This window comes from Donghicola mangrovi, from assembly GCF_013377535.1.
GTDB classification, from domain to species: domain Bacteria; phylum Pseudomonadota; class Alphaproteobacteria; order Rhodobacterales; family Rhodobacteraceae; genus Donghicola; species Donghicola mangrovi.
The window spans coordinates 18,091-39,063 of sequence record NZ_JABCJE010000008.1 but is presented as its reverse complement, the minus strand read 5'-3'; the positions used below and the strand labels follow the sequence as shown (position 1 = coordinate 39,063).

Sequence of the window (20,973 nt, the reverse complement as noted above, 5' to 3'; positions counted from 1 at the left end):
TAACGACGAAAAGGCACCGATTTGAGCAAGAAACCCACGACAGCGCCCCTGCGGCAGAACCCCCACGCGATCAAGGAACAGCGGGAAAAGAACCTGGAGGTCGCAATCGGCCGTCAGGTCCGTGACCTGCGCAAACGCCAGCGGATGACCGGCGCGGATCTGGCGGGCAAAACGGGCCTGTCCGTGGGGATGCTGTCCAAGATCGAAAACGGGGTGATCTCGCCTTCACTGAACACGATCTCGGCTTTGGCGGATGCGCTGTGTGTGCCCCTGATCCAGCTCTTTGCGGGTTACGAGGAAACACGCGGCTGTATGCACGTCAAGGCAGGCGAAGGAGCCGAGATCGAGCGCGAAGGCACCCGCGCAGGTCATCAGTACAATTTGCTGGGGCATATCGGGTCGAACAATTCCGGCGTCGTGGTCGAGCCCTATCTGATCACGCTGGACGAGCATTCCCATTTTCAGGTCTTCCAGCACGAGGGGATCGAGTTCCTCTATATCCTCGAGGGCAAGGTGAATTACCGCCACGGGGACCAGAAATACCTGCTGGAGGAGGGGGACTCGCTGTTCTTCGATTCGGACGCCCCCCACGGACCCGAGGAAATCGTCAGCCTGCCCCTGCGCTATCTGTCGATCATCACCTACCCGCAGACCCGCTGAACTACCGCAAATCTGGCCTATCGCACGGGCGTCCCATCCAGGGGGCGCCCGTTTTGCTTGGTAATTAGGCAAACTTCGCCGCAGGAAATAAATTTTCCAGTCAGGCGATAAACTTTCTTTTCAGGAAACCACCTTTCCCGCTAAGCAGAAGGGGAAGGACGCGCCCCGCGTTCAAACCTCGTCACGAAGGAGACCCCCCGATGTGCGGCATTGTTGGCCTATTCCTGAAAAAGGACGACCTGCGCCCAAAGCTGGGTGACATGCTGACCGATATGCTCATCACCATGACCGACCGCGGCCCCGACAGCGCGGGCATCGCGATTTACGGCGAAGAGGCGGTGGGCCAGATCAAGATCACCATCCAGTCCGACACGCCGGACACCGATTTCGCGGATCTAGAGCAGGCCCTGAGCGCCGCCATCGACGCCCCCGCCAGCGTCAAACCCGTGGACACCCACGCGGTGCTGGTCCTGCCCGTCGAGAAAGAAGCCGCAGCGGTCGAGTTTCTTGAGGGGAAAGGTCTGCGCATAATGGGCGTCGGAACCTCGATGGAGATTTACAAAGAGGTCGGCCTGCCGCGCGAGGTTGCGGCCCGTTTCGGCCTGCGCGCCATGGGCGGTAGCCACGGCATCGGCCACACCCGCATGGCCACGGAATCCGCGGTGACCACCATGGGTGCGCACCCGTTCTCGACCGCCGATGACCAGTGCTTGGTCCACAACGGCAGCCTGTCGAACCACAACCAGATGCGCCGCAAGCTGGCGAAAAAGGGCGTGTTCACCAAGTCAGAGAACGACACCGAAGTGGGCGCGGCCTATATCAGCTCGCGCATCGCGGACGGGGCGACCTTGGGTCAGGCGCTGGAAGGGACCATCGACGACCTGGATGGCTTCTTCACCTTTGTGACCGGCACCAAGAACGGCTTTGGCGTGGTCCGTGACCCCATCGCCTGCAAGCCCGCCGTTATGGCCGAGACCGACGATTACGTCGCCTTTGCCAGCGAATACCGCGCCTTTGCGGACCTGCCCGGCATCGACGCCGCCAAGGTCTGGGAACCCGAACCCGCCACCGTCTACTTCTGGGAGCGTTGATCCGATGCCCACTCTGGATATGTCCACCACACCCCTGCGCGAGGTCAACGTGACCCTGCAACAGGCCGCGAAATCGCAGGCGAACGCGGTGTACGAAATCACCAACCCCCGTGGCAGCCACGCCGTTGCGGTCGGTCTGGATGGCCCGCTGTCGGTCACCGTCAAAGGCTCCACCGGCTATTACTGCGCGGGCATGAACAAAACCGCGACCATCCGCGTCGAAGGCTCGGCCGGTCCGGGCGTTGCCGAAAACATGATGTCCGGCGAGGTCGTGATCGAGGGCGATGCATCGCAATACGCGGGTGCCACGGGCCGCGGGGGCCTGCTGAACATCAAGGGCAATGCATCGTCCCGCTGCGGGATCTCGATGAAGGGGATCGACATCGTGGTGCATGGCAACATCGGCCACATGTCCGCCTTTATGGCGCAAAAGGGCAATCTGGTTGTGCTGGGGGATGCGGGCGATGCGCTGGGGGACAGCCTCTATGAGGCGCGCCTGTTCGTGCGCGGCACCGTCAAATCCCTCGGTGCCGACTGCGTCGAGAAAGAGATGCGCCCCGAGCATATCGAAATCCTGCAAGACCTTCTGGACCGCGCCGGTGCCGACGCCAAACCCGAAGAGTTCAAGCGCTATGGGTCTGCCCGCCGTCTCTACAACTTCAACATCGACCACGCCGACGAATACTAAGGAACGCGCAATGGACAAGACCCCCCAAACAGATCCGCGCCAGAGCTGGACGTTCTCGAACTCGGTGAACTCGGAAATCCGTCGGGCTGCGGCGACCGGCATCTACGACATCCGTGGTGGCGGCGCGAAACGCCGTGTGCCGCACTTTGATGACCTACTGTTCCTTGGCGCGTCCATGTCCCGCTACCCGCTGGAAGGCTACCGCGAGAAATGCGAGACCTCGGTCACCCTTGGCACCCGTTTCGCCAAGAAACCCATTGAACTGAAAATCCCGATCACCATTGCGGGCATGTCCTTTGGCTCGCTTTCTGGCCCCGCGAAAGAGGCTTTGGGCCGCGGCGCGACGCTGGCGGGCACCTCGACCACCACCGGCGACGGCGGCATGACCGAAGAGGAACGCGGCCACTCGCAAAAGCTGGTCTACCAGTACCTACCCAGCCGCTACGGCATGAACCCTGACGACCTGCGCCGCGCCGATGCGATCGAGGTGGTCGTGGGGCAGGGCGCGAAACCGGGCGGCGGCGGGATGCTGCTGGGTCAGAAGATCACCGAACGGGTCGCCGGAATGCGCGATCTGCCAGTCGGGATCGACCAGCGCTCGGCCTGCCGTCACCCCGACTGGACCGGCCCCGACGATCTGGAGATCAAAATTCTGGAACTTCGGGAAATCACCAACTGGGAAAAGCCCATCTACATCAAGGTCGGCGGCGCGCGCCCCTACTATGACACCGCGCTGGCGGTAAAGGCAGGCGCCGACGTTGTGGTGCTGGACGGGATGCAGGGCGGCACCGCCGCCACACAGGACGTGTTTATCGAACACGTGGGTCAGCCCACTTTGGCCTGTATCCGCCCCGCCGTTCAGGCGCTGCAGGATCTGGGAATGCACCGCGAGGTGCAGCTGGTCGTCTCGGGTGGCATCCGCAACGGCGCGGATGTCGCCAAGGCGCTGGCCTTGGGCGCGGACGCTGTGTCCATCGGCACCGCCGCGCTGATCGCTCTGGGGGACAACGACCCCAAGTGGGAGGCCGAGTACAACGCTCTTGGGACCACCGCCGGTGCCTATGACGACTGGCACGAAGGGCGCGACCCCGCAGGCATCACCACCCAGGACCCCGAACTGATGAAGCGTCTGGACCCGATCGCCGCCGGTCGCCGTCTGCGCAACTATCTGAACGTGATGACCTTGGAATGCCAGACCATCGCGCGGGCTTGCGGGCACAACCACGTCCACAATCTGGAACCCGAGGACCTGTGCGCCCTGACCATGGAAGCCGCCGCCATGGCGCAAATCCCGCTGGCAGGCACCAACTGGTATCCGGGCAAACCCGGCTTCTGATGCCCCGTCATGGGGGCCTCGGCCCCTTTGGCTCCAACAGGGATAAAGGGAATAAGAATGAGCAAATTGTCCAAGTTCGCCGAAGATAACGGCGTCAAATATTTCATGATTTCGTACACTGACCTATTCGGTGGCCAGCGCGCCAAACTGGTTCCCGCCAGCGCCATCGCCGGAATGGAGGAGGACGGCGCAGGCTTTGCGGGCTTTGCCACATGGCTGGATTTGACCCCCGCCCACCCCGATATGCTGGCCGTGCCCGACCCGGACGCGGTGATCCAGCTGCCGTGGAAAAAAGACGTGGCATGGGTCCCCGCCGACTGCATCATGGAGGGTCAGCCCGTTGGCCAAGCCCCCCGTAACGTCCTGAAGAAACTGATTGCCGAAGCCGCCGAGGAGGGCCTGCGCGTCAAAACCGGCATCGAGGCCGAATTCTTTCTGCTGACGCCCGAGGGCGACAAAATCTCAGACCCGCTCGATACGGCGGACAAGCCTTGCTATGACCAGCAGTCCTTGATGCGCCGCTATGACGTGATCGCTGAAATCTGCGACTACATGCTGGAACTGGGGTGGGGCCCCTATCAGAACGACCACGAGGATGCGAACGGCCAGTTTGAAATGAACTGGGATTTCGACGACGCCCTGATCACCGCCGACCGCCATTCGTTCTTTAAGTTCATGGTGAAATCGGTCGCGGAAAAGCACGGGCTGCGCGCGACCTTTATGCCCAAACCGATCCCCGGTCTGACCGGCAATGGCTGCCACGCGCACATTTCGGTCTGGGATCTGGAGGGCAAGACCAACGCCTTTGCCGGCGATGCGGGCGGCCAGATCGGAGAGGTCGGCCTGTCAGAGCAGGGCGGGTATTTCCTTGGCGGGATCATGAAGCACGCCGAGGCTTTGGCCGCGATCACCAACCCCACTGTGAACAGCTACAAGCGGATCAACGCGCCGCGCACCATGTCGGGGGCCACTTGGGCACCCAATACCGTGACGTGGACCGGCAACAACCGCACCCACATGGTCCGCGTTCCGGGCCCCGGCCGGTTCGAACTGCGCCTACCTGACGGGGCGGTGAACCCCTATCTCTTGCAAGCCGTGATCATTGCGGCGGGCCTGTCGGGCATCCGCGCCAAGGCCGATCCGGGCAAACGCTGGGACATCGACATGTACGCCGAGGGGCACACCGTCACCGGCGCCCCCAAGCTGCCCTTGAACATGCTGGATGCGATCCGGTCATTTGACGCCGATGCGGGCCTAAAAACGATGCTGGGGGACGATTTCTCGGCCTCTTACATCAAGATGAAGCATCAGGAATGGAACAGCTTCGTCTCGCATTTCACTGCATGGGAAAAGGACAACACGCTGGACATCTGATCCGACGCTTTCACCGAGCGGGGCTTCTCCTTCCGGCCCCGGTCCCAACTGGCCCGGCATCCCAGCCGGGCCTTTTCAGACAACAGTCATCCCGAGACCCCCCATGAAATTCTCTGGCATCCGAGTGCTGAAAGAGGCCCTGACCGGCCACAAGGGCTGGAAGCCCCTTTGGCGCGATCCCGATCCGAAACCGGCCTATGACATCATCATCGTGGGCGGCGGCGGGCATGGTCTGGCCACGGCCTATCATCTGGCGGCGACCTACGGGATCACCAACGTGGCCGTGCTGGAAAAGGGGTGGCTGGGGTCCGGCAATATCGGGCGCAACACCACGATCATCCGGTCGAACTATCTTCTTCCCGGCAACCAGCCCTTCTACGAATTCTCGATGAAACTGTGGGAGTCGCAGGAACAGGACCTGAACTTTAACTCGATGGTCAGCCAGCGGTCGATCATCAACTTGGCCCACACGGATGCCCAGCGCGATGCCTACCGTCGGCGCGGGAATGCGATGCACTTGTCCGGGGCAGGGGGCGAGCTGCTGTCGCGCGATCAGCTGCGCGAGATGCTGCCTTTCCTGAATTTCGACAACGCCCGCTTCCCGATCAAGGCCGGCCTGATGCAGAAACGCGCCGGCACCGCGCGGCATGACGGCGTGGCCTGGGGCTATGCCCGTGCGGCCGATATGCGCGGCGTGGACCTGATCCAGAATTGCGAAGTAACCGGTTTCGACATCACCGATGGCCGCGTCACCGGCGTCCAGACCACTCGCGGCCCGATCAAGGCAGGCAAGGTCGGCGTGGCCGTTGCGGGCAGTTCCAGCCGCGTAATGGCGATGGCCGGAATGCGTCTGCCGATCGAAAGTCACGTTTTGCAGGCCTTTGTCTCCGAAGGGCTGAAGCCTGTGATTCTCGGTGTCATCACCTTTGGCGCGGGGCATTTCTATGTCAGCCAGTCGGACAAGGGCGGGCTGGTCTTTGGCGGCGACATCGACGGCTACAACTCCTATGCCCAACGCGGCAACCTGCCCGTGGTCGAGGATGTGGCCGAAGGCGGCATGGCCCTGATGCCCATGATTGGCCGCGCGCGCCTGCTGCGCAGTTGGGGCGGGATTATGGACATGTCGATGGACGGCTCTCCGATCATCGACCGCACGCCGCTGGATGGTCTCTATCTGAATGCGGGCTGGTGCTATGGCGGGTTCAAGGCGACGCCTGCGTCCGGCTACTGCTTTGCCCATCTGCTGGCCACGGACACCCCCCACACCACTGCCACCGCATACCGGCTGGACCGGTTCAACCGCGGCTATGTGATCGACGAAAAGGGCGTAGGCGCCCAACCCAACCTGCATTGAAAGGGGCCAAGCGATGCTGATCCCTCATCCCCTTCTTGGCCTGCGCGACAGCCAGGAATTCACCTATTTGGGCGACGCCAGCCTGATGAACCGCCCCGATCCCAGCGCCGTGACCGCCGAGGCGGACTTCTGCGATTACGTCTTTCTGCGGGACAACCCTGCGGGCGTTCACCGCGAATTGTGGTTTCACGAACAGGGCGACCGGTCGTGGCTGATCGTCACCCGCAACACCCTGACCCACGAGATTTTGGGCGCGGAACTGGCCCGTGACCTGCCCGCAAGAGGTGCGAAATGACCCGTCTGTCCGGTGGTCTGATCGACCGCAAAGCGCCGCTTGGCTTTACCTTCAACGGCAAGACCTATCAGGGGTTCCAAGGGGATACGCTAGCCTCGGCCCTGCTGGCCAATGGCGTGCAACTGGTGGGGCGCAGCTTCAAATACCACCGCCCGCGCGGGATTTTCACCGCCGGGTCCGAGGAACCCAACGCGCTGGTCACCCTGCGCAGCGGTGCCCGAGCCGAGCCCAACACCCGCGCCACTGTGGCCGAGTTGTTCGCGGGCCTCGAGGCCCGATCCCAGAACCACATCGGCCCGCTGGAACACGACCTGATGGCGGTGAACGATCTGCTGTCGCCATTCTTTGCGGCGGGATTTTACTACAAGACCTTCATGTGGCCCCGCGCGTTCTGGGAGCGTCTCTATGAGCCCGCCATCCGCCGCGCCGCGGGCCTTGGGGCGCTGTCCACGCTGCCCGACCCCGACACCTATGACAAAGGCTTCCTGCACTGCGATCTGCTGGTCATCGGCGGCGGCGCGACCGGTCTGAGTGCCGCCCTGACCGCCGCCCGCGCTGGGGCCGAGGTCATTCTGGCGGACGAAGATTTCCGTTTCGGGGGTCGCCTACTGGCCGAAAGCGATCTGCTGGACGGGGCCCCCGCAACCGACTGGGTGGACCGGACATGCGCGGAACTGGCCGCGATGCCCAACGTCCGCCTGATGCCCCGCACGACTGTTTTCGGCACCTACGATCACGGGATTTTCGGCGCGGTCCAGCGTGTGGCCGACCATTTGCCCGACCCAACCGGTCAGGTGCGCCAGACCCTGTGGCGCATCACCGCGAAACGCAGCGTCTTGGCGGCGGGCGCGATCGAACGGCACATCCCCTTTGCCGACAATGACCGCCCCGGCATCATGCTGGCCGGAGCCATGCGCGCCTATGCCAACCGTTGGGCCGCCGCGCCGGTCCGCAAATCCGGCGATCCGGTCGCGATTTTCACCAACGGCGATGATGGCCACCGCACCGCGCTGGACCTGCTGGCCAAGGGCGTTCCCGTCCTCGGGGTCATCGACACGCGCCCTGCTGTGGCCGCGTTCGGCGCCTATCAAGTCTTCTCGGGCGGCACCGTCACGGGCACCAAAGGCCGCCACGGCCTGACTGCCATCGAGATCACCCGAAATGGCCAGTCGAGCTGGCACAATGTCGGCGCCCTTGGCGTGGCGGGGGGCTGGAACCCCAACGTGCATCTGGCCTCTCATCATCGGGGGCGGCCGGTATGGGATAACGACCTGCTCGCCTTTGTCCCCGGCGCTGACGGGCCAAAGGGGATGTTCCCCGCAGGTGCGGCACGGGGCAAGGGCGGGACCCACGCAGCCCTAACCGACGGCATGGAAATGGCGATCGCCGCGCTGTCGGACATTGGGGTCAGCGCCAGCCCCATCGCACTGCCCGACACGCCCGACACCCCCGCCAAGCAGTCCGCCTACTGGTACGTTCCCGCGAAGAAACGCGCTTGGGTCGATTTCCAGAACGACGTCACGGTCAAGGACATCACCCTGTCCCACACCGAAAACATGCGCTCGGTCGAGCATCTGAAACGCTGGACCACGCTCGGGATGGCGACCGATCAGGGCAAGACCTCGAACATCTCGGCGCTGGCGGTGATGGCGGATTTGACCGGAGCGACGATCCCCGAAACCGGCACCACGATCTTTCGCCCGCCCTATACCGGCGTGTCCCTGTCGGTGCTGGGGGGGGGCGATACGGGCCATCATTTCCGGCCCCGCCGCCTGACCCCGACCCACCACTGGGCCACCGCCCAAGGGGCCGAGTTCACCGAGGTCGGCCAATGGATGCGCGCGTCCTACTTCCCTCGCGCGGGCGAAACCCATTGGCGGCAGTCGGTGGACCGAGAGGTTCTGACCGTCCGCCACGACGTGGGCCTGTGCGATGTCACGACCTTGGGCAAGATCGATGTCCAAGGGGCCGATGCCGCCGAATTCCTGAACCGCATCTACTCCAACATGATGGGCACGCTGAAGGTTGGCATGGTTCGCTATGGCCTGATGCTGCGCGAAGACGGGCATCTCTACGATGACGGCACCTGCGCGCGTTTGGGGGTGGATCACTTCGTCGTCACGACCACTACCGCCAACGCGGGCGCTGTCTATCGTAACATGGAATTCGCGCACCAATGTCTGTGGCCCGAACTGGATGTGCAGTTGATCTCGACCACCGATGCGTGGGCGCAGATCGCCGTGGCGGGCCCGAAATCCCGCGCTTTGCTTCAGCGGATCGTGGACGGGTTCGACCTCTCGAACGAGGCGTTCCCCTTTATGGCCTGCGCGGAGCTGACCATCTGCGGCGGACTTCGGGCGCGGCTGTTCCGCATCTCTTTCTCGGGGGAATTGGCCTATGAAATTGCCGTGCCTGCCCGCTATGGCCATGCCCTGATGGAGCGGTTGATGCATGTCGGCGCGGACCTTGGCGCGACCCCCTACGGCACCGAGGCGCTGGCCGTCTTGCGCATCGAAAAGGGCCACGCTGCGGGGGCTGAACTGAACGGGCAGACCACGGCGCTGATGCTGGGACTGGGGAAAATGGTGTCCCCCAAGAAGGACTCGATCGGCGCGGTCATGTCGCGGCGCGAAGGGTTGGCGCAAGAGCGGCGGCGGTTGGTCGGGCTGATGCCCGTTGAACCCCAGTCGCAGATCCCCGCCGGTTCGCACCTGTTTACCAAAGGAACCACTCAGAACATGGAGACCGATCAGGGCTGGGTGACCTCGTCCTGCTACTCCCCGTATCTGAACAGCTACATCGCGCTTGGCTTTCTGGAAGACGGCGACACCCGCATGGGCGAGGTGATCACCGCCGCTAACCCCTTGGAAGGGCAGAGTTTCGAGGCCAAAGTCGTTCCCACCCATTTCGTTGACCCCGAAGGAGGGCGCCTGCGTGACTGACCTGATCCCCTTGACCGCCCTTGGCGCGGTGGACGCCCGCACCGCCCGTTTCGGTGCGCTGACCTTGACTGAGGATGACAGCCTCGGGCTGGCCTCATTAACCCTGCGCAAGGGGCAGGCGGCGCCGACACCGTTTGGCCTAACCCTGCCAGAGGTCGGTGCGATGACCACCAGCGGCCCCTATGGGGCCTTCTGGACCGGCGCAAACCAGTGGATGATCATCGGCGCGGGGCAGGGGACCGGCGACTTCGCCGCCCTCGTCCATGCCGAAGCTCCAAACGCCAGCATCACCGAGCAAACCGACGGTTTCGCGGCGTTCCACATCACTTCGGCCGCAGGGCCTGACCTGATCCCCGCCCTGATGGCCAAACTGGTGAACCTGCCCCCAGCGGCCTATGCCCCCGGTCACGCGACCCGCACGGGGCTGGAGCATATGACCGTCTTCGTCCTGCGCCCCAGCGACACCCAGATCTCCGTGATCGGAATGCGCAGCTATGCCGCATCCCTGTGGCACGCGATCAGCGTTGCCGCCGCGCGGCTGGAACACGTGCCCGTCTGACCCATTCCAACTGGCCCCCGACAGGAGACCGCCATGACCCAATATTGCCTGACCGTGACCTGTCCGTCAGCGCGCGGCATCATCGCCGCCATCTCGACCTTTCTGGCCGATCACGGGTGCAACATCACCGACAGCAGCCAATTCGACGATCTGGACACAGGCCAGTTCTTTATGCGCGTGGCCTTTGTCTCCGAACAGGGCGCGGGTCTGACCGATCTGGAGGCCGCCTTTGCCCCTCTGATCCAGCAGTTCGCCATGCAGGCGGCCTTTCATGACGAGGCGCAAAAGATGAAGGTCGTGGTGATGGTCAGCCGCTTTGGCCACTGCCTGAACGATCTGCTCTATCGCGTCAGGATCGGGGCGCTGCCCGTTGAAATCGTTGCGGTTATTTCCAATCACATGGATTACCAGAAGGCCGTGGTGAACGCCGACATCCCCTTTCACTGCATCAAAGTGACCAAGGAAAACAAACCCGACGCCGAAGCCGCCATCATGAAAGTGGTCGAGGACTCCGGCGCCGATCTGATCGTTCTGGCCCGCTATATGCAGATCCTGTCGGACGAGATGTGCCAGAAAATGTCGGGGCGGATCATCAACATCCACCACTCTTTCCTGCCGTCCTTCAAGGGGGCGAACCCCTATAAACAGGCCTATGCGCGGGGGGTGAAGTTGATTGGCGCGACCTCTCATTACGTGACCGCCGATCTGGACGAAGGCCCGATCATCGAGCAGGACATCGTGCGTGTCACCCACGCCCAATCGCCCACCGACTATGTATCCCTTGGCCGAGACGTGGAGGCGCAGGTGCTGGCCCGCGCGATCCATGCGCACGCCCATCACCGGGTCTTTCTGAACGGGAACAAAACGGTGGTGGTTCCGGCCTCGCCCAACGCCTACGGCTCGGAAAAGATGGGCTGAGATTGCGGTTTTGCAGGGCACTGTAGACCCAAAAGTGGTCTGCCGCCTCTGGACCAATTGTGATCCACTGCGTAAAATCGCCTTCGCTTTCACGCTATTGCGAAGGACCGCCCGTGCAAAATCCAGCCTCGTCTCCTGATGGAGCCTACCTTCCCGGCGCGACCGTCAAATACGTGATCGAAACCCTGTCCACCCGCATCGCGACGCAGGAATACGCGACCGAGGAACGCCTGCCCTCCGAACGCCAACTGGCGCAGGAACTGGGGGTCGCCCGCAACACCGTGCGAGAGGCGCTGGACCATCTGGAAAGCCGCGGTATGATCCGGCGGCGGCCCGGATCGGGTTCCTTTGTTACCTATGATCCCAATATCGATGGACAGACCCTGTCGCCTGTGGCCGCGGATACCGGCCCCCTTCAGCTGCAAGTCATGCGCGGCATCATCGAGCCCGAGATGGTCCGGCTGGCCGTTGTGAACATGTCCCCCCGCCAGATCGAAGCCCTGTCCGTTGTCCTGTCCAAGATGGAGCGGGTGCAAACTGACGCCACAGCCTTTGTCCGGTTGGAAGAGGAATTCCACCGTTTGCTGGCTGAGGGCACCGGAAACCCCTTGCTGATCGCCTGCTATAATTTGGTGCTGGACGCGCGTCGGCAGTCGTTCCGCGCGGCCATGTATCGCCGCTATCTGACGCCCGTGCGGCTGGCCACCTATCAGCGCGGCTACAACGGTCTGTTCAACGCCATCGCCGCCCGCGACATAGAAGAGGCGTCCGAGTTCATGAAGCTGGCTCTGATCGAAGACCAACGGATGCTTTTGCAAGAGGACTGATTGGTCCAACCGGTTTCCCGCACTGAACCAGTCGCAGTTTGATCCCTTGATCGGCGGGTTGGCGCTAGACTCACCTCTGGCCCGCGCTCTGCGTTCCATCGAAAATGCCTGAACCAATGCGTTCCGGCCATTTCCCCCACGCTTAATTCTTCATCAAAGATGCGGACCAAGGTCCGCTTTTCGCGCCTGTGCATGGAAATATTTTTTCCTAAGGCGAAAAAAGTTTGTCTGAAAGTGATTTCAGGAGCCCAATCAAACCCGTCGAGGGACCACAAATTAGAATTGGTATAATCCAGTCGGGTCCTCTCGCAGACTCTCACAAGTCTCACAGGACGAGGATAACGCATTGGAACAAGATCTTGCTTCCCTGGCCGCCGCAGTGGCGGAGCTGACGGAGAAGTCGGCCGCGACCAACGGTACTTTCTCCGAAACTTTCTACTTTCTGACGATCCCTCTCATGGTGCTGATCCACGCCGGATTTCTGGCCTATGAAATGGGCGCGTCACGTTCGAAAAACGCTCTGGCCTCGGGGATCAAGAACATCCTCGCCTTCGCGATGATCGTGCCATTCTTCTACTTTATCGGTTGGTGGATTTACTGGGCCTTCCCGACCGGCCTGACCTTGAGCGAAGGTGCAATGGGCATCTCGGGCCTCGCTTATGCCAACGACATCGCCCTGCCGTGGAGCCAGTATATGGGCCCCAATCTGGATGACCGGTCCTCCGGCGTGTTCTGGGGCGCGTTCGTCCTGTTCGCGGCGACCACCGCGTCGATCCTGTCGGGCGGCGTGATCGAGCGGATCAAGCTGACCGGCTTTGTGGTTCTGGCCATCATCCTCGGGGCGTTCGTGTGGATTTTGGCCGCTGCTTGGGGCTGGCACGCGGACGGTTGGCTGGTGACCAAATTCGGCTACCACGATTTCGGCGCAGCGGGCGTTGTGCACATGATCGCGGGCTTCTTCAGCCTTGGTGTTCTGATCAACGTCGGCCCCCGCATCGGCAAGTTCAACGCCGACGGCACCGCAAACCACATCGCGGGCCACTCGATGCCCATGACCCTGATCGGCCTGATGCTGATTATCGCGGGCTTCTGGGGCTTTCTCATGGGCTGCGTCATCGTCCCCGGCGAGGCATGGAGCTGGAGCAACACAATCGAGGGCACCATCTATGGCACGCCCATGACCCTGTCGGGCATGACCTTTAACACCCTGATGGGCTTTGCCGGTGGCATCATTGGCGCGTGGATGATCACCCGCGATCCGTTCTGGATGATGTCGGGCGCCCTAGGCGGGATCATCTCTTGTGCGGCCGGTCTGGACCTGTGGTACCCGCCGATGGCCTTTGTGATCGGCTTTGTCGGCGCCTGCGCGATGCCCTTTGTATCGTCGTTCATCGAACGCCGCGGGATCGACGATGCGGTAGGGGCCTTTGCTGTGCACGGGTTCCTGGGGATGTGGGGTCTGCTGTCTGTGGGCATCGCCGCCCAAGGCTACCCCGCGCTCTTCGGCGAGAACGTGATCACCACCTCGTTCACCGGTCAGCTGGTTGGCGCGATCGTCATGGGCCTGTTGGGGTTCATCCCCGGCTATGTCGCCTCGTACCTGCTGAAGGTCACCGGCCAACTGCGCGTCCCCGCCGAGGCTGAAATTCTGGGTCTCGACAAGGTCAAGGTACCTGCATCGGCCTATCCCGAAGCCCTGCACCCCTCTGTCACTCCTGCTGAATAACCCCTTACCCCTGAAAGGAATGCACTATGGAAGCTCCCTTTGATGCAACCACCTGGGACGGCGTAACCGGCGCAGTCTATGCCGGCTACGGATCGGTCGAGGGCCTCTGGCTGGCCGTCTGTCTGGCCTTGGTCGTGGCGGCCGTGGCCTTTGGCTGGCGACACGAAGAGCACGCCTACAAAGCCACCAAAAAGGGCTGAGCCCTCGGGCGCTGGCAGGCCCCAACCCTGCCAGCGCACCCAACACCCAAGCAATTTCCCAAGGACCGATAGAATGATCGCATCATGGAGATTTTCCGCACTGGCAGACCGGCACCGCGCCATGGGCTCGGCGCTGGAGGACTGGAGCGGGATGGGCACCGCATGGAGCTATGACAAGGACCAGACCGAAGAATATCTGGCGATCCGCACCAAGGCGGGGGTCATGGATGTCTCGGGCCTGAAAAAAGTCCACGTGATCGGCCCCCACGCCCAATACGTGATCGACAAAGCCACCACCCGCAATATCGAGGCCCTGAAGCCGGGCCGTTCGACCTATGCCACGATGCTGGACGATCGAGGCAAGTTCATCGACGACTGCGTGATTTACCGGATGGGGCCGCACAGCTTCATGGTGGTGCATGGCTCGGGCGGGGGGCACGAACAGCTGACCCGCTATGCGGCGGGGCGCAACGTGGTGCTGACCTTTGACGACGATCTGCACGACATTTCCCTGCAAGGGCCGCTGGCCGTGGACTATCTGGAACAGCACGTGCCAGGCATTCGCGATGTGGTCTATTTCAGCCACATCCAGACAACCCTGTTCGGCAAACCCGTAATGATTTCCCGCACCGGATACACCGGCGAACGCGGCTACGAGATTTTCTGCCGCCGTCAGGACGCCCCTCTGATCTGGGACACCATCGTGGCCGAAGGGGCAGGGATGGGCATCATCCCCACGCGCTTTACCACGCTGGATTTGCTGCGGGCCGAAAGCTACCTGCTGTTCTTTCCCTATGATAACTCGGAAAAATACCCGTTCGAGGACGAGCCCGCCGGTGACACCCTTTGGGAGCTTGGGCTGGAGTTCACCGTTTCCCCCGGCAAAACCGGCTTTCGCGGCGCCGAGGAACATTACCGCCTGAAGGGCAAGGAACGGTTCAAGATATTCGGCGTCAAGCTGGAGGGCACCACCCCCGCCCCCGAGGGCGCGCCCCTGCTACAGGATGGCCAGCCTGTCGGCGTTGTGACCATGTGCATGTATTCCGAGCTGAACGGCCACAACGTCGGCATCGCCCGTATGCCCGTAGACTGCGCGGTTCAGGGCACGCCGCTAGCCGTGTTGATCGACGGGCAGGCGGTGCCCTGCATCGCCCACACCATGCCCTTCTACGATCCCGAGAAAAAGCGCCGCACAGCCAAGGGCTAACCCCCTTTGGCCGCCATCGGGGCGCGACCAAGGCGCCCCCTGATTGCCTTGTCTGACAGGAAGATCGCCTATGCCAACCGTCGAATTCTCGCCTTCGATTGACAGCCGTCCCACCTATGCCCCCCTGAAATCCCACGGCTCTGCCCCCGCGATTATGGTGGCCGATACCGCCGGGGCCGATGCCCTGCTGGACCTGATGGCCAGCGATAGCGCCGTCACCGACAAGGCCCAAATTGTGCTGATCGCCCCCGCCTCGGACAAGTTGGCGCGGATGGACCTGATGGTGAAAACCCCCGTTCATACCACCCCCGATCTGGACACCGCTGGCCCGCTGGTGCGGCAGCTTTTGTCGACCGCGCGGATGGGGACGCAGATGTATCTGGCCGGGTCCGAAGGGATGATGGGTGCGCTCTGCGCCCTTGCCACCGCGTGTGGATTGCCGATGGATGCGATCCAGACCGAACATCGCGGCACCGCCGCCCGCCGGATGCAATGCGTCCACTGCAAAGGCATCACCGAAGACGTCACCACCGATCCCTTTGAATGCAGCCATTGCGGGCTGACCCTGTTTGTGCGCGACCACTTTTCCCGCCGCATCGGCGCGTTCCAAGGGGTCTGCGTGGACGCCGAAACCCCCGGCCTGATCCCCACCACGCAGGAGATCCGCCCATGAAGAAGCTGACCCTGAGGGTGGCCGAAATCACCGCCCTGTCGCCTTTGGTCAAACGTTTCCGGCTGATCCATCCGGACGGCGCGCCCTTGCCCCTGTTTTCCGGCGGGGCCCATATCACAGTCGACATGCCCGAGGGCGATCTGATCCGGCGCAACTCTTATTCTCTGGTGTCGAACCCCTATGACGGGGCGGGCTACGAGATTGCCGTCAGGCGAGAGGATAGGGGGCGGGGCGGTTCCCTCTATATGCACACACGCGTGTCCGAGGGTGACTTGCTGACCGTTTCTGCCCCCAAGAACCTGTTCCAACTGGACCTGCGCGCGCGCAAGCATGTGCTGATCGCGGGCGGCATCGGCATCACGCCGTTCCTGTCGCAACTGCACCAGCTGGACATCTTGCAACAACCCTATGAGCTGCACTACGCCGCCCATTCCCGATCCGAAGCCGCCGGTCTGACCCTGCTGCCCGATGCGCCCCACATCCACCTGCACATCTCGGAAGAGGGCAGCCGCATGGACTTGGGGGCCATTCTGGACGGCCAACCCTTGGGCAGCCACGTCTACACCTGCGGTCCCGATGGCCTGATCCGTGCCGTCGCCGATCAGGCGGCGCGCCTCAATTGGCCAACCTCTGCCATCCATTCCGAAGCCTTCACCGCGCCGCCCCCCGGCGAGCCCTTTGAAGTGACTATCGCCTCGACCGGCCAGCACCTGAGGGTAGGGGCCGACCAAAGCCTGCTCGAGGCCCTAGAGGCCGCCCATGTTCCTGTCGATTATTCCTGCCGTGGCGGGGCCTGCGGGCGCTGCGAAACCGGCGTCTCGGCCTGCAATGGCCAGATTCTGCACCACGACCACTGGCTCAGCCCCGACGAACAGGCCAGCCAGACCAAAATCATGCCCTGCATGTCGCGTTTCAAAGGCGCGCGGCTGGAACTCGATCTCTGAGGTTTTCCGATGACACGCCATTTTAACACCGAAACCTTCCGCGGCGATTACACCTATCACAACTCGCCCGAGGCGATCCGCCGCTTTCCGTTTCCCTTTGATCAGGACACCTACACCTATTCGGTGAACATCGCGCCGCACCCCGGTGGGCCTACGGGATCGACCTTTGAATTCGCGTTCGATGTGGACGAACACTACGTCTCGGAAATGCAGGACCGCGCGATCACCTTGGCCGAGGACCCCAACCGCTGCCAATCGCTGCCCCATATGGAGCTGGCGGGCTGGGACCTGCTGGAACTGATCATGGTGTCCAAGGCCCGCGACTATCCCGACCTGTTCACCCTGAACCGCGACGGCGACCAGTGGCACTGGATCAACCGCCCCTTGGGGATCGAGCAACGGTTTACCTTTCTTGATCCGGCCACGCTGCCCTATGGCCCGCTGGAATACATCACCCGCCAGACCCAAGGCGATTTTGCCTTGCTGCATGAACGGGACCGCAACCTATGGCTGGACGCGGGCATGATCACGTCCCAAGCGGACTGGTCGCTGGATTTCGACGTTGGGATGAACTTCTTCGAATGGCACGCACCGGTGCCCAAAGCCCGCCAGATGGGTGTCTTCGACAAAGCTTTGAAATTCCTGTTGGCCGTGGAACAACAACAAGCCTACCGGCGCCTGAACTGGACAATGACGGTCAACCCGCGCCTTGATACCAGCCCCGAGAACTACCACAAATGGGGGCCTGAAAAGCGCAGCATAACGCCCCAGAATGTCGGTCAAAAACAGTTCCTGCGGGTCGAATTGCAAACCTTCTGGCGGCTGCCTCGGTCGAATGCCCTAGCATTCCCGATCCGGTGCTACCTGTGCTGCCTAGAGGACCTGTGCACCAACCCCGAATGGGCCCGCCGTCTGCATCTGGTCCTGCGCGACATTGATCCGGTGCTGGCCGACTACAAAGGCTTCGCGGTGAACCAGAAGACGATCGTGGAGTATCTGGCCGGATTTTCGTGCGTCTGAGTGGACGCCCTAGACTACCCCTAATATCGCGTAATCCATCTTATGTTAAATCTTCCGAAAGATGCTCGGGGCGATCTGTTCCATGCCCGGATGGTCTACGATCATCGATTCAGAATGGCCGACGAACAGATGGCCGCCTTTGCGAATGCGGGAAACGACGCGGGCGATGACCAGTTGTTGGTCGTCAGGCTCAAAGTAGATCAGCACATTGCGCAGGAAGGCGACGTCGACGTTGGGGCTGATCGGATAGCGATCTTGCTTGAGGTTCATGCAGGCGAACTTGGTGCGGCGGCGCAGTTCGGGACAGAACCGGACCTTGCCGCGCATGTCGCCGTGCACGCCCGTCATCAGGTACTTGCGGCGTAGGAAACCCGGAATACGGTCGGTCTGGTTGAACTTGTAGATGCCGTTGCGGGCCAGCTTGACCATGCGCGGGGAAATATCCGTGCCGATGATCGCATAGTCCATGCCCGTGTGCAGGGTCTGCAGCTCTGACAGCACCATGGCGGTGGTATAGGCCTCGGCCCCTTCGGAGGAAGCCGCGCTCCAGATGTTCAGGCGGAAATGGCGGCCGGGTCCGTGATCCTCGGCCATGTCGGGGACGATGGTGCCAGCCAGAAAGTCGAAATGCGCTTGTTCGCGAAAGAAATAGGTGGTGTTGGTCGTCATCAGATCGACGGCCGCCGCCAATTCGCGATGCAGGCCCGGATTGGTCAGCATCGCCCGCAGGTATTGCTCGACCGTCGAGAAGTCGGTCTGGGACAGCGGCTTGCCCAGCCGCTGCCTGATCATGCTTTCTTTGGCCGGACCGATCGAGATCCCCGTGACCGCCTGCACATGGGCGCGAAACGCGCTCATGGGGTCCGCGATAAAGGCAGTCATGTCCTCTTCGACAAGAATTTCCGGAACGATAGCGTTCATACAGGGACCCCGGTTTTATTCTGCGGCTTCGAAGAAGCCACCTCCGCCAAAGCCCCCGAACAGCTCGGATATATCCAGCAGCGTCAGAGGACGTTTGTTGTAACGGGCGGTTCCCAGCACCGCCCGCTCTCGCCAGTTCAGCAGACGGTCCAGTTCGATCGTCTCGAAGCTGCCCTCGTCGATGCGGATCACTTCGCGGACCTTGTCGCAGCGCAGGCCGATCAGACGATCCGCGACCTCGACCACCACAAAGCGGGTGTTTGCGTCGTCATAGGTGCTCATGAACCCCATGAGCGAGCGCATGTCCGCAATCGGAATAGAGCTGCCCCGCAGATCGATCAGTCCCATCAGGTGCATGGGCGCATTCGGAAGGCGGGTGATTTCCCGCACATCCAGAATTTCGCGCACATGATCAATCGAGATGGCATAGAGCCCGTCGTCGATTTCCAGCGTCAGGAAAGGAGCCGTCAGATCCATTTACGCCCTCACTCTGCCGCGTAACGCGAGAATTTCTCGTCGTTCTCGTCCATCGCGTCGTCACCGAAGTCGAAATCCAGCTCTTCTTCCATGTCCTCGTCGTACTGCTTGGCCTTCTTGGGGCTGGCCTTGGACTTGGAGGGGCTCAGACTATAGGAGAAGCCGCCACCCGAGGATTTCGCCGCCTTTTTCGCGGGTTTACGCGACTTGGACGGTGCGGCTGCAGGGGCCGAGGACCGGCGGCGCTTGGTGCTGCGGGCGCGCGGCAGTTCGAAGAATGTGATCGCATCCTTCAGGTTCTCGGCTTGCGAGGACAGCTCCACCGCCGAAGAGGACAGCTCTTCGGAAGAGGCGGTGTTCTCTTGGGTGACCTGATCCAGCTGGCGGACTGCCGTGGTGATCTGGTCCGTACCCAGCGCCAGTTCACGCATCGCCCCCGAGATTTGCGAGACCAGCATCGAGGTCTGCTCGATTTCGGGAACCAGAGTGTTCAGCATCTCGCCCGCTTTGGTCGCGGTTTTCACGGTCGCGCTGGACAGGGTCGAGATTTCGTTGGCGGCTTCCTGGCTGCGTTCGGCCAGCTTGCGCACCTCCGAGGCGACCACGGCGAACCCGCGACCATGCTCCCCTGCCCGTGCGGCCTCGACCGCGGCGTTCAGGGCCAGAAGGTCGGTCTGACGGGCGATTTCCTGCACGATCATGATGCGCTCGGCGATGGTGGTCATCGCTTCGACAGCCTCGGCCACCACACGGCCGCTTTCACGGGCGGAAATGGCCGACGAGTTCGCCATTTGCTCGGTTTCGGCGGCGTTCTCGGCGGATTGCTTGGTGTTTGCGGCCATCTGCGCCAACGAGGCGCTGGTTTCCTCGGTCGAGGCGGCCTGTTCGGTCGCACCCTGGCTCAGCTGCTCCGAGGTCGCGGCCACTTGGGAACTGCCCAGCGTCATGTTGTCGGCCGCAGCATTCACATCGGCCACGATCATCCGCAGACGTTCGACCATCTCGTTGCTGGTGTGCAGCAGATCGCCAAGCTCGTCATTGGTGGTCACATCAACGGTTTTGGTCAGGTCACCCTCGGCCACGCTGCGGGCCAGTTCGTTGGCACGGCCCAGACCCTTGGAGATGGACATGACCATATACAGCGCAACACCGATCCCCAGAACCGCCGCAACCCCGATCAAGGTCAGCGCAAAAGAGCGCGCCTCTTCGTAGAGCCGGTTCGAGTCAACGGCCTGCTGGTTCATGATGGCCTGAATCTGATCTGACAGAACGTTTGCAGCATCGCGCGCTTCTTGAAAGGTGCGACGACCTTCGTTCAGCAGCAGATCGACGGCGGCGGAATCGTTCCCCCCACGCAGCATGGCAATTGTGGTATTGTGGTTGTTCATTGCGGCGGACAGACGCGGCTCGAAAACGCCGATATACTGGGCCAGATCACCCGCATCCAGTTCACGCAGTTCCGTCATAAAGTCGGAAATGGAGGCGTCGGCCTCGGTGGCTTCTTCCAGAAAGCGGATACGCTCGGTCCGCTCTTCGGCAAGGGTTGCATCGCGCAGGGATTCTTCGGCCAGCAGAAGCTGCGCCTTGGCACGTTCAGAGGCCTTGAGCTGTTCAGACCGCACCTCGACAAGTTGATCGAGACGCTCTGAGAGCGCATGGAAAGACGTCATGGTCGTCTGCATCGCGTAGCCAGCGAGGCCCAGCACACCCACAAAAGCGAGGATAAGTTTGAGTTTGATGGTAAAGCGCATGATCTGCTCC

20 protein-coding genes are annotated in these 20,973 nt (G+C 62.3%); 17 read left to right on the top strand and 3 right to left on the bottom strand.

Annotated features, from left to right (window positions below):
• The first annotated feature begins 21 nt into the window (after window positions 1–21).
• From HJ536_RS14980 to HJ536_RS14900, 17 genes are all read left to right on the top strand, one after another.
• Window positions 22–660, top strand: coding sequence for a helix-turn-helix domain-containing protein (locus tag HJ536_RS14980; protein ID WP_176855622.1), 639 nt, complete (start codon window positions 22–24; stop codon window positions 658–660).
• Window positions 661–860: 200 nt separating this feature from the next.
• The gene (locus HJ536_RS14975) at window positions 861–1,751 is read left to right on the top strand and encodes a class II glutamine amidotransferase (RefSeq protein ID WP_177158317.1); all 891 of its coding nucleotides are present in this window, start codon (window positions 861–863) and stop codon (window positions 1,749–1,751) included.
• Between the two features lie 4 nt (window positions 1,752–1,755).
• Complete coding sequence (locus HJ536_RS14970) at window positions 1,756–2,439, top strand: GltB/FmdC/FwdC-like GXGXG domain-containing protein (RefSeq protein WP_177158316.1); 684 nt, start codon at window positions 1,756–1,758, stop codon at window positions 2,437–2,439.
• 10 nt (window positions 2,440–2,449) lie between these two features.
• Window positions 2,450–3,775, top strand: coding sequence for an FMN-binding glutamate synthase family protein (locus HJ536_RS14965; protein WP_176855619.1), 1,326 nt, complete (start codon window positions 2,450–2,452; stop codon window positions 3,773–3,775).
• Between the two features lie 57 nt (window positions 3,776–3,832).
• The gene (gene glnT, locus HJ536_RS14960) at window positions 3,833–5,149 is read left to right on the top strand and encodes a type III glutamate--ammonia ligase (RefSeq protein ID WP_177158315.1); all 1,317 of its coding nucleotides are present in this window, start codon (window positions 3,833–3,835) and stop codon (window positions 5,147–5,149) included.
• A gap of 103 nt (window positions 5,150–5,252) precedes the next feature.
• Window positions 5,253–6,503 carry a sarcosine oxidase subunit beta family protein gene (locus HJ536_RS14955; RefSeq protein WP_177158314.1) on the top strand — a complete coding sequence of 417 codons (1,251 nt, stop codon included), beginning with the start codon at window positions 5,253–5,255 and terminating at the stop codon, window positions 6,501–6,503.
• A 13-nt stretch (window positions 6,504–6,516) separates the two neighbouring features.
• Window positions 6,517–6,798, top strand: coding sequence for a sarcosine oxidase subunit delta (locus HJ536_RS14950; protein WP_177158313.1), 282 nt, complete (start codon window positions 6,517–6,519; stop codon window positions 6,796–6,798).
• Window positions 6,795–9,740 (top strand): sarcosine oxidase subunit alpha family protein, encoded by a 2,946-nt coding sequence (locus HJ536_RS14945; protein ID WP_177158312.1) that lies wholly within the window; start codon window positions 6,795–6,797, stop codon window positions 9,738–9,740. The genes HJ536_RS14950 and HJ536_RS14945 overlap by 4 nt, the downstream gene beginning before the upstream one ends.
• Entirely contained in the window at window positions 9,733–10,299 is a 567-nt protein-coding gene (locus HJ536_RS14940; protein ID WP_177158311.1) for a sarcosine oxidase subunit gamma, read from the top strand. The genes HJ536_RS14945 and HJ536_RS14940 overlap by 8 nt, the downstream gene beginning before the upstream one ends.
• A gap of 33 nt (window positions 10,300–10,332) precedes the next feature.
• Window positions 10,333–11,217, top strand: coding sequence for a formyltetrahydrofolate deformylase (purU, locus tag HJ536_RS14935; protein ID WP_177158310.1), 885 nt, complete (start codon window positions 10,333–10,335; stop codon window positions 11,215–11,217).
• Between the two features lie 113 nt (window positions 11,218–11,330).
• Window positions 11,331–12,044, top strand: a complete 714-nt coding sequence (locus HJ536_RS14930; protein ID WP_177158309.1) for an FCD domain-containing protein — start codon at window positions 11,331–11,333, stop codon at window positions 12,042–12,044.
• 346 nt (window positions 12,045–12,390) lie between these two features.
• On the top strand, window positions 12,391–13,770 hold the full coding sequence (locus tag HJ536_RS14925; RefSeq protein WP_176855611.1) for an ammonium transporter: 1,380 nt from the start codon (window positions 12,391–12,393) through the stop codon (window positions 13,768–13,770).
• A gap of 26 nt (window positions 13,771–13,796) precedes the next feature.
• Window positions 13,797–13,970: a hypothetical protein gene (locus HJ536_RS14920; protein WP_176855610.1), complete on the top strand. Its 174-nt coding sequence runs from the start codon at window positions 13,797–13,799 to the stop codon at window positions 13,968–13,970.
• Window positions 13,971–14,043: 73 nt separating this feature from the next.
• Window positions 14,044–15,177, top strand: a complete 1,134-nt coding sequence (locus HJ536_RS14915; protein WP_177158308.1) for an aminomethyl transferase family protein — start codon at window positions 14,044–14,046, stop codon at window positions 15,175–15,177.
• 70 nt (window positions 15,178–15,247) lie between these two features.
• The gene (locus tag HJ536_RS14910) at window positions 15,248–15,850 is read left to right on the top strand and encodes a dimethylamine monooxygenase subunit DmmA family protein (protein ID WP_177158307.1); all 603 of its coding nucleotides are present in this window, start codon (window positions 15,248–15,250) and stop codon (window positions 15,848–15,850) included.
• Window positions 15,847–16,794 (top strand): PDR/VanB family oxidoreductase, encoded by a 948-nt coding sequence (locus tag HJ536_RS14905; protein ID WP_177158306.1) that lies wholly within the window; start codon window positions 15,847–15,849, stop codon window positions 16,792–16,794. Before HJ536_RS14910 ends, HJ536_RS14905 begins: the two co-directional genes overlap by 4 nt.
• 9 nt (window positions 16,795–16,803) lie before the next feature.
• Window positions 16,804–17,814, top strand: coding sequence for a heme-dependent oxidative N-demethylase family protein (locus HJ536_RS14900; RefSeq protein WP_177158305.1), 1,011 nt, complete (start codon window positions 16,804–16,806; stop codon window positions 17,812–17,814).
• Between the two features lie 45 nt (window positions 17,815–17,859).
• Here HJ536_RS14900 and HJ536_RS14895 read toward each other — a convergent pair whose 3' ends face one another.
• Genes HJ536_RS14895 through HJ536_RS14885 form a run of 3 tightly spaced genes read right to left on the bottom strand, consistent with a single transcriptional unit; the run spans window position 17,860 to window position 20,963 of the window.
• Window positions 17,860–18,735: a CheR family methyltransferase gene (locus HJ536_RS14895; RefSeq protein WP_177158304.1), complete on the bottom strand. Its 876-nt coding sequence runs from the start codon at window positions 18,733–18,735 to the stop codon at window positions 17,860–17,862.
• A gap of 15 nt (window positions 18,736–18,750) precedes the next feature.
• Window positions 18,751–19,212: a chemotaxis protein CheW gene (locus tag HJ536_RS14890; RefSeq protein ID WP_176855588.1), complete on the bottom strand. Its 462-nt coding sequence runs from the start codon at window positions 19,210–19,212 to the stop codon at window positions 18,751–18,753.
• 8 nt (window positions 19,213–19,220) lie between these two features.
• Window positions 19,221–20,963, bottom strand: coding sequence for a methyl-accepting chemotaxis protein (locus HJ536_RS14885; protein ID WP_177158303.1), 1,743 nt, complete (start codon window positions 20,961–20,963; stop codon window positions 19,221–19,223).
• Window positions 20,964–20,973 lie beyond the last annotated feature (10 nt).